The 8,457-nt window shown below is 69.5% G+C and carries 7 protein-coding genes; 3 read left to right on the forward strand and 4 right to left on the reverse strand.

All coding sequences use genetic code 11. The features are described from left to right. The coding region (locus WA805_RS17520; protein ID WP_425242867.1) for an SAM-dependent methyltransferase at positions 1-289 on the reverse strand (289 nt) is incomplete at its 3' end. Positions 290-388: 99 nt separating this feature from the next. On the opposite strand from WA805_RS17520, the gene WA805_RS17525 reads away from it, so the two are divergent. Both WA805_RS17525 and WA805_RS17530 read left to right on the forward strand, forming a co-directional pair. Continuing rightward, on the forward strand, positions 389-2,092 hold the full coding sequence (locus WA805_RS17525) for a dolichyl-phosphate-mannose--protein mannosyltransferase (RefSeq protein WP_422280146.1): 1,704 nt from the start codon (positions 389-391) through the stop codon (positions 2,090-2,092). Positions 2,093-2,269: 177 nt separating this feature from the next. After that, positions 2,270-2,848: a sigma-70 family RNA polymerase sigma factor gene (locus WA805_RS17530; protein WP_422280144.1), complete on the forward strand. Its 579-nt coding sequence runs from the start codon at positions 2,270-2,272 to the stop codon at positions 2,846-2,848. Between the two features lie 36 nt (positions 2,849-2,884). On the opposite strand, the gene asnB is transcribed toward WA805_RS17530, so the two are convergent. From asnB to WA805_RS17545, 3 genes are all read right to left on the reverse strand, one after another. Beyond that, the gene (gene asnB, locus WA805_RS17535; protein ID WP_422280142.1) at positions 2,885-4,771 is read right to left on the reverse strand and encodes an asparagine synthase (glutamine-hydrolyzing); all 1,887 of its coding nucleotides are present in this window, start codon (positions 4,769-4,771) and stop codon (positions 2,885-2,887) included. Between the two features lie 21 nt (positions 4,772-4,792). Continuing rightward, complete coding sequence (locus WA805_RS17540; protein ID WP_422280140.1) at positions 4,793-5,578, reverse strand: SDR family NAD(P)-dependent oxidoreductase; 786 nt, start codon at positions 5,576-5,578, stop codon at positions 4,793-4,795. 67 nt (positions 5,579-5,645) lie between these two features. Further along, complete coding sequence (locus WA805_RS17545) at positions 5,646-7,031, reverse strand: KamA family radical SAM protein (protein WP_422280150.1); 1,386 nt, start codon at positions 7,029-7,031, stop codon at positions 5,646-5,648. Positions 7,032-7,600: 569 nt separating this feature from the next. On the opposite strand from WA805_RS17545, the gene WA805_RS17550 reads away from it, so the two are divergent. Next, the coding region (locus WA805_RS17550; protein WP_425242868.1) for a phosphate acyltransferase at positions 7,601-8,457 on the forward strand (857 nt) is incomplete at its 3' end.

The raw sequence follows: 8,457 nt of genomic DNA on the forward strand, positions 1-8,457 counted from the left end.
CCACCAGCCGGTAGCCGGGGTCGCTGATGGCGGGCATCCCGGCGTCGGTGACGAGGAGCACGTTCCGGCCCGCGCGCAGCTCGTCGACCAGCTCCGCGGCGCGGCGTGCCTCCACCTCGTCGTAGTACGACACCAGCCGCGCGGTCAGCCGCACGTCCAGCGCCGTGGCGAGCCGGCGCACCCGGCGGGTATCCTCGGCGGCGATCACGTCGGCGCTCGCCAGCTCGGCGGCCAGCCGGGCCGGTGCGTCCTCCGGGCGGCCGATAGGCACCCCGGCGAGCGTCAGGATTCCGGCGCCCGGCGGCGGACCAGTGCTTATCTGTTCGTGATCAGGTCCGACGGCTCTTCTACTCCCCACCCGGCTTCCCTCCACATAACATGGCGTTCGATGACCGCTACAGAGGCCGGCCAGCCGGCCATGGATCCTGAAGACGGCGGCCAGGGCAGCGCTGGCACCGACCAGATCGCCTTCGGCCGCGATGCCGCTGGTGCCCGTCCCGCTCGCGATGCTCGCGGCGACGCGCACACCGCGGAGCGGATTGCCGCGTTGCGCGCCAGGCTGATGTCCCCCATGCCCGACGACAGGCTATGGGGCTGGCTCGGCCCGCTCATCATCACGGCATTCGCCGCCTTCACCCGGTTCTACAGGCTATCCATTCCGCACGCGGTGGTCTTCGACGAGACCTACTACGCCAAGGATGCCTGGTCCATCCTGCAGCACGGGGTCGAGTGGCAGTACGTGAAGAACGCCAACGACCTGATCCTGGCCGGAAACACCAGCCACCTGTACCTGGCCTGCTCCGGCACCAGCTGCGGCGAGTACGTGGTCCAGCCGCCGGTCGGCAAGCTGCTGATCGCGGTCGGCGAATGGATTTACGGGCTGACCCCGCTCGGCTGGCGGGTGGCGCCCGCGCTGTTCGGCACGCTGGCGGTGCTGGTCATGTGCCGCGTCGCGCGGCGGCTCACCAGGTCGACGCTGCTCGGCTGCGTGGCAGGACTGCTGCTGTCGCTTGACGGCCTCGAGTTCGTGCTGAGCAGGACCGGCATCCTGGACATCTTCCTGATGTTCTTCGTGCTCGCCGCGTTCGGCGCGATGCTCGTCGACAGGGACGTGTCGCGCGCCCGGCTGGCGTCGGCCATGGTGCTGGAACCCAGCGACGAAGCGGGCCCGCAGCTCGGCATCAGGAAGTGGCGGATAGCGGCCGGCGTGCTCATCGGCCTGGCCTGCGCGAGCAAGCAGGACGCGATCTGGTACCTGCTCGCGTTCATCGGGCTGGCTGTCGCCTGGGACATCGGGGCGCGGCGGGCCGCGGGACTGCGGCAGTACGTGCGCGGCGCGCTGGTCAGGGACGGCAAGTGGCTGCCGGTCACGCTTATGGCGATCCCGCTGGTCACCTACGTCGCGACCTGGACCGGCTGGCTAGTCACCAGCACCGGGTACGACAGGAACTACGCGCAGCAGCACGGCATCACCACCCCCGTGATCTCCCAGCTGTACTCGCTCTACGAGTACCACAGGGAGATCTACCAGTTCATGTCCAACCTGAGCCTGCGCCACCCGTATCAGTCCCAGCCGTGGGACTGGTTCGTGATCAGCCGGCCGGTGGCGTTCTACTACCAGTGCTTCACGAACGCGGCGGGAACCAAGACGTGCCCGAGCGGGTACACCGGCCAGGAGTGGTCGTCGGAGGTGCTCGCGATCGGCAACCCGGCCATCTGGTGGGCGGGCACCGTGGCGATCCTGTTCTGCCTCGGCTGGTGGTTCACCCGCAGGGACTGGCGAGCCGGGGTCGCGGTACTCTGCGTCGCCGCCGGCTGGGTGACCTGGCTGCCGTTCCCCTCGCGCACCAAGTTCTATTACTACGCGCTCGAGTTCGAGCCGTTCATGATCTTGTGCATCGTGCTGTGCCTGGGCCTGATCATCGGCCCGGTCGCGGCGAGCCTGCGACGCCGTGCGATCGGCTCGGCACTCGCCGGCACCTACGTGCTTGCCGTCCTAGTGCTGTTCTGGTATTTTTATCCGATACTTTCGGCGAAGATCATTCCGTATTCTCAGTGGCTGTCGCACATGTGGTATACCGGCTGGATTTAGCCCGCCGCAACACCCGCCGCAACGGAGCGACAGGCCCCAGAGGGATCACACAGCAGGTTCTAACCTGGCTCTCAATATCGCGACATATCTTAAAGTGATTTAGGTCACAGAGCGATCCATCCGAGTGATCCCGTACGTCTATATGGGTAGGGACAGACCAACCCACCGGAGCCAGGCATGAGCCCGAACGAAGAGCACCCCGACGACAATCACGCTCGCTTCGAGCGTGACGTCGTGCCGCAGCTGAGCCAGCTGTACCCGGCGGCCCTGCGGATGACGCGTAACCCCACCGACGCCGAAGACCTGGTTCAGGAGACGTCAGTCAAGGCCTACGCCGCGTTTCACCAGTTCCGTCCTGGCACCAACCTGCGGGCATGGCTGAACCGCATCCTCACGACGACGTTCATCAACGTGTACCGCAAGCGGCGCAGGGAGCCGCAGCAGGCCCTCGGCGGGGACCTGCAAGAGTGGCAGATGTCGGCCGACCGGCTCGGCGTCCCCGTCCCTTCCGCGGAGGCCGAGGCGCTCGATCACACCACCGACTCTGATCTGCTGCGCGCGCTGCGCGGGCTGCCCAACGAGTTCCGCACCGCGGTCTACCTCGCCGACATCGAGGGGTACCCGTACCGAGAGATCGCGGAGATCATGGGCACGCCGGTGGGCACGGTGATGTCCCGGCTGCACCGCGGCCGCAGGAAGATCCGCGAGCAGCTGCTATCCGGCGGGGCGCTGCCGCCCGCGCCGAAGACCAGCTGACCGCCCGCCAGGGTCGCTACCGTCAGGACGCTGGCGTCACGACTCCCAGCCGAGCTTGACCGGGTCGAAGACCCGCTCCACGTAGATCTGGTGCCATAGCGAGAACACCAGCAGCACCCACAGCCGCCGCCACGGCACCTCGGGGTCGCCGGCCCGGAACTGGCGCAGCACGTTGAGCACCTCGCGCTTGTCGAGCCACTCCTCGGTCCTCGCCTCGTGGATGACCTGCTCGGCGTAGCCGGACAGCTCGCCGCGGAACCAGTGCCCGATCGGCACGGGGAATCCCAGCTTCCGCCGCTCCGCGGCCGCCTGCGACAGCAGCCCGCCGACCGCTTCGCGCAGTGCGAACTTGGTGGTGCCCGCGGCGGTTTTCTCCGCCCTGGACAGCCGGCTGGCTACCGCCATGACCTCGCGGTCCAGGAACGGCGAGCGCAGCTCCAGCCCGTGCGCCATCGCGGCGCGGTCCGCCTTGACCAGGATGTCGCCGGGCAGCCAGGTATTGATATCCACGAGTTGCATGGTCGCCACGTCGTCCAGCCCCGCGCTCGCCGCCTGGTCGAACAACGGGTCCGTCACGTCGAAGACAGTCCCGCCGCCGTAGCGGGTCAGCAAGTTCACCTCGGCGCCGCTGAAGACGTGGGCGTTTCCGATATACCGGTCGCGCAGCGGAAGAGAGATCCGCTGCAGCAGCCCCTTGCCGCGCTGGCCCTGGGATATCCGGGCGGCCATCGCCCCCGCCGAGTTGCGCCCCCACCCCGGCAGCCTGGTCGCGGCGCGCACCACGCTGGGCTGGTAGTACACGCCGTACCCGCCGAACAGCTCGTCCGCGCCCTCGCCGGACAAGACCACCTTGACGTGCCGGCGCGCCTCCCTGGCTACGAACCAGAGCGGGATCGCCGCCGCGTCCGCCATCGGGTCGTCAAGCTGCCAGATGATCTGCGGCAGCCGCGCGGCGAACTCCTGCGCGGTGATCACGTAAGGCACGGACTTGAGCCCGAGCGCCGCCGCGGTCTCCTGTGCATGCTCGATCTCGCTGTACCCGGGGCGCGCGAACCCCGCGGTGAACGTGAGCATGCCAGGCCGGCTCTCGGCGGCCAGCGCGCAGATCGCCGCCGAGTCCACGCCGCCGGACAGGAAGGCGCCAAGCGGCACGTCGCTGCGCAGGTGGGTGGTGACGGACTCGCGCAGCACGGCGAGTATCCGTTCCGGTGCGTCGACCGCCGGCGACTTGGCCGGGCGCAGCACCGGGCGCCAGTAGCGGAACACGTCGACAGGCCCGCCGAGCCTGGCGACCATGAAGTGCCCGGGCGGCAGCGACCGCACCGGCGGCGTCATCGTCGCCGGCGCAGGGACGTACTGGAACGACAGGTACCTGCGCAGCGCGTCCGGGTCGATCACCGAGACCTCGCCGGCGGCGAGCAGGGCCTTGCGCTCCGAGGCGAACCTGAGCTGGTTGCCGCCCTCGGCGAGCGTGTAGTACAGCGGCTTGATGCCGAACGGGTCGCGAGCGCAGAACAGCTCCTGGTTCCGCGTGTCCCAGATGGCGAACGCGTACATGCCGCGCAGCCTCCGCAGCGCGTCCTTGCCCTCCGCGGCGAACATCTCGAGCAGCACTTCGGAGTCTGACTTGCCGCGCAGCTGGACGCCGCGAGCCCGCAGCCGCCGCGCTAGCTCGCCCTGGTTGTAGATCTCACCGTTGTAGACCATCCAGAACCGGCCGTCGGACGACCTCATGGGCTGATGCCCGGCGGCGGAGGGATCGATGACCGCCAGCCGCCTGGCGGCGAGCGCGATGGGACCGTCCGCGAACACGCCGTCGTCGTCCGGCCCCCTGTGTGCCATACGCCGCGCGGCGCGGACGGTCCAGTCCGTGTCCGGTCTGGTTCCCTCCGCCAGCGCGAGGCATCCCGCGATCCCCGACATGCGGCCCCTACAGCGGCGTCGTCACTTGGGCTGGAACCGGATGCCGCCGTCGAAGCGGACGACCTCCGCGTTCATGTAGTCGTTCTCGACGAGCATCCGGACCAGGTGCCCGAACTCATCGGGCCGCCCGAGCCGCTTCGGGAACACTACCGGCGCGGCCAGCCTGGCCAGGAACTCGTCGGCGTCCCGCCCGGTGCTCGCGATGCTCTTGTAGATCGGCGTGTGAATGACGCCGGGACAGATGGTGTTCACCCGGACCCCGATGACCGACAGGTCACGTGCGGCCGGCACCGTCATGCCGATGATCCCGCCCTTGGACGCCGAGTAGGCGAGCTGGCCGGTCTGGCCCTCGATCCCGGCGACCGATGATGTGTTGATGATCACGCCGCGCTGCCCGTCGGCGTCCGCGGGAGCGGTTTCCGCCATCGCGGCGGCCGCCATCCGCATCAGGTTGAAGGTGCCGGTCAGGTTGACGGCGATCACCTTCTGGAAGCTGGCGAGGCCGTGCGGCGCGCCTTCCCTGTTGACCGTCCGCTCGGCCCAGCCGATCCCGGCGCAGCTGACCGCCACCCGCAGCGGCCGGCCAGCCGTCGCCGCGGCGGTGACCGCCGCGCGCACCGATTCTTCGTCCGTCACGTCCGTCCTGGCGAAGTGCCCGCCGATGTCCGCGGCCACCTCTTTGCCCTGGTCTTCGTTGAGGTCGGCGATGACGACGTGCACCCCAGCACGGGCTAGTTCGCGCGCCGTGGCCTCGCCGAGACCGCTGGCGGCGCCTGTGACGATCGCGGAAGTTCCGTTCAGCTCCATGGCCCGGAGCATACTTCGCCTGGCTGCCGCCGTGCAGCCCGCAGGCCGCACGGCGGGCAGCCAGGGGTTAGCTAGCGGCCGGCTCGACCAGTTCGCCTGGCCAGATGGCCGGCAGTGCGGCCGCGTCGTGGCCGTACGGATCGGGCTCGAAGGGGAACCTGTCCGCGAAGGCGGGCTCCAGGTCGGTGAGCCACGTGGCGCGCGGGTCGAAGTGCGCGAAAAACGGCCGCCCGACCAGCGACGGGTCCCGCGCCTGCAGCATCCGCAGCACGAACACGGGCACCCCGGCCACGTCGGCGATGCCGTCCACGCACACCTTGCCTGGCGTGGCGGACATCGACGGGCCGCGGACCGACCGGCCCAGCCCTGAGACCCCCGCGTAGGCGTCCCTGAAGATCTCGTGGGCACGCGCCAGCGGCACCGCGAAGTAGTCCTGCGGACCGGTGTCCCGCTCGACGAACATGTAGTACGGCACCATGCCCGCGCGGACCTGGGCCCGCCACATCGAGCGCCAGGTGGCCGCGCAGTCGTTGACCGACCGGATCAGCGGGGCCTGCGTCCTTATCACCGCGCCGGTGTCCCTGATCCGGCGGATCGCCTCGGCGGCGACCGGCGGCTCGAGCTCGCGCGGGTGCGAGTAGTGAGCCATCAGCGCGAGGGCGCGGCCGGACTTCACCACGTCCTCGAACAGGCGGAGCGTCGTGTCCGCGTCGGGGTCGGTGACGTAGCGCTGCGGCCAGTAGGCCAGTGACTTGGTGCCGATCCTGATGGACTCGACGTGGTCGAGGCTCGGGTCGAGCAGCGGCTCGATGTACCGCCGCAGCACGCCGGCGCTCATGATCATCGGGTCTCCCCCGGTGATCAGGACGCTGGTCACCTCGCGGTGCTGGCGCAGGTAGGCCACCAGGGTGTCGATGTGGTCGGTGGCCATCTTGAGGTCAGGCTCGTTGACGAACTGCGCCCAGCGGAAGCAGTACGTGCAGTACGCGTGGCACGTCTGGCCCTGCTTCGGGAAGAACAGCACCGTCTCCGGGTACTTGTGCTGGAGTCCGGGAAGCGGCCTGCCATCCAGGCGGGGGCCGTTGAGCAGCAGCTGGCCCGCCGGGTGCGGATTCAGCCGCATCCTGATCTCGTGCGCGGCCGCGTGTATCCGCGACTCCGGTGCGTTCTCGCTGAGCAGGCCGGCCATCCTCGATACGTCCGAGCCCGGCAGCATGTCGGGCTGCGGGAACACGAGGCGGTACATCGGATCGTCCGGGGCCGCTTCCCAGTCGATGAGCTCATCGAGCACGTAGGAGTTGGTCCGGAACGGCAGCACCGTCGCCACCGCGCGAACCGCAAGCCGTTCGGCGTCGCTGAGGCCCGCCCGCTGGGTGAGCGTGTCCAGATGCCGGGCACCGAACGCCCGGAACCTGCTCTCGGCCTGTCGCGGCTCTGGAACCACCTGCTGGATATCAGTCAACCGTTTCTCCCTCCGGCCGGGCCTGCCGGTGCGGGGCAGCCCGAGTCGCTGAAGTAACGCGTGGATAAACTCCCGTTACGTAGACGTTTCAGAACTCACTCAGGTTCCCGCTAAGCCCATCCGGTAACAGTCGCGCCAGTGGGTTTTTTGCACACGACTGGCAACAAGAGGGGTTGACGTGATTGAAGACCCTGCTAAATGTGCTATTCCAGGTTAATATGCCCCGGGAATGGCACATTTAGGCACTTTAGTACTGGGCGCGCGATTTCGGCAGGGCGGATGAGGTACGCGCGGGCATTGACCGGATAGCTGGGCGGCGGGCTGGGATAATGGCTAGGCAGGCCGTTCATGCGTGGCCATAGCAGGTCCAGCCGCAGCAGGTCCAGGGACAGGGACAGGAAAGGCCCGGGTGAGACGTGAGCCAGGTGCCGCCGGGCCGCCGAGACGCCCCGGACTCGCCGGCGCCGGCGTCCGCGCACGACCAGCCCGTGCCAGCCGGCCTCCAGCCGGCCGCCGACCCGCTCGCTGATCCAGCTGATCCAGTCATCGCGGTGGACGCCATGGGCGGGGATTACGCCCCTGACGAGATCGTGGCCGGCGCGCTCGCCGCGCAGCGGGAACACGGCGTCACCACCCTGCTTACCGGGCCGCCGTCCCGGCTTCGCCCGGTGATCGCCAGGCTCGGCGCGGGCTCGGAGCTGCGGGTGGTGCCCGCCGAAGACATCGTGGGCATGGGCGAGGGCGCGCTCGCCGGGTTCCGCCGTCCCCGGTCCAGCATCGCCGTGGCGTGCCAGCTGGTCAGGCGCGGGCAAGCCACGGCGGTCGTCTCTGCCGGGTCGACCGGCGCGATCGTGGCGAGCGCGCGGCAGCGGCTGCTCGAGGTGCCCGGCGTGCCGCGGCCGGGGCTGGCCGTCGTGCTGCCGACGCACCCGAACCTCACGGTGCTCATCGACGCGGGCGCCACCGCCGACCCCAAGCCGGAGATGCTCGTTCAGTTCGGCCAGCTCGGCGTGGCCTACGCGCAGATCGCGCTCGGCATCGCCGCGCCGAAAGTCGGCCTGCTCACCATCGGCGCCGAGCCTGGCAAGGGGAACATACTGACCCGCCGGGCGCACGAACTGCTCGCCGCCGAACCGCAGGGCGGCGCGCTGCCGCTCAACTTCGCTGGCAACGTCGAGGGCGGCGACCTGATGGCCGGCGCCGTCGACGTGATCGTCACCGACGGGTTCACCGGCAACGTGGCGCTGAAAACGCTCGAAGGATCGATGAAGTTCGCGGCGGCCGAACTGCGCAGCGCCCTCACAGGAACCCGGGCCGGGCGGCTCGGCGCGCTGCTGCAGCGCCGCGGGCTGCGCGAGTTCAGCGAGCGCGTCGATACCGACACCTACGGCGGCGCTGCCCTGCTCGGGCTCGGCGC

Origin of the sequence: Trebonia sp. (genome assembly GCF_049794275.1) — a bacterium.
In the GTDB taxonomy this organism is placed as follows: Bacteria; Actinomycetota; Actinomycetes; order Streptosporangiales; family Streptosporangiaceae; genus Trebonia.

Excerpts from the sequence above, each read along its gene's own strand:
- WA805_RS17525 (WP_422280146.1), top strand. The coding sequence starts at position 389 with ATGACCGCTACAGAGGCCGGCCAGCCGGCCATGGATCCTGAAGACGGC.
- WA805_RS17530 (WP_422280144.1), top strand. The coding sequence starts at position 2,270 with ATGAGCCCGAACGAAGAGCACCCCGACGACAATCACGCTCGCTTCGAG.
- asnB (WP_422280142.1), bottom strand. The coding sequence starts at position 4,771 with ATGTCGGGGATCGCGGGATGCCTCGCGCTGGCGGAGGGAACCAGACCG.
- WA805_RS17540 (WP_422280140.1), bottom strand. The coding sequence starts at position 5,578 with ATGGAGCTGAACGGAACTTCCGCGATCGTCACAGGCGCCGCCAGCGGT.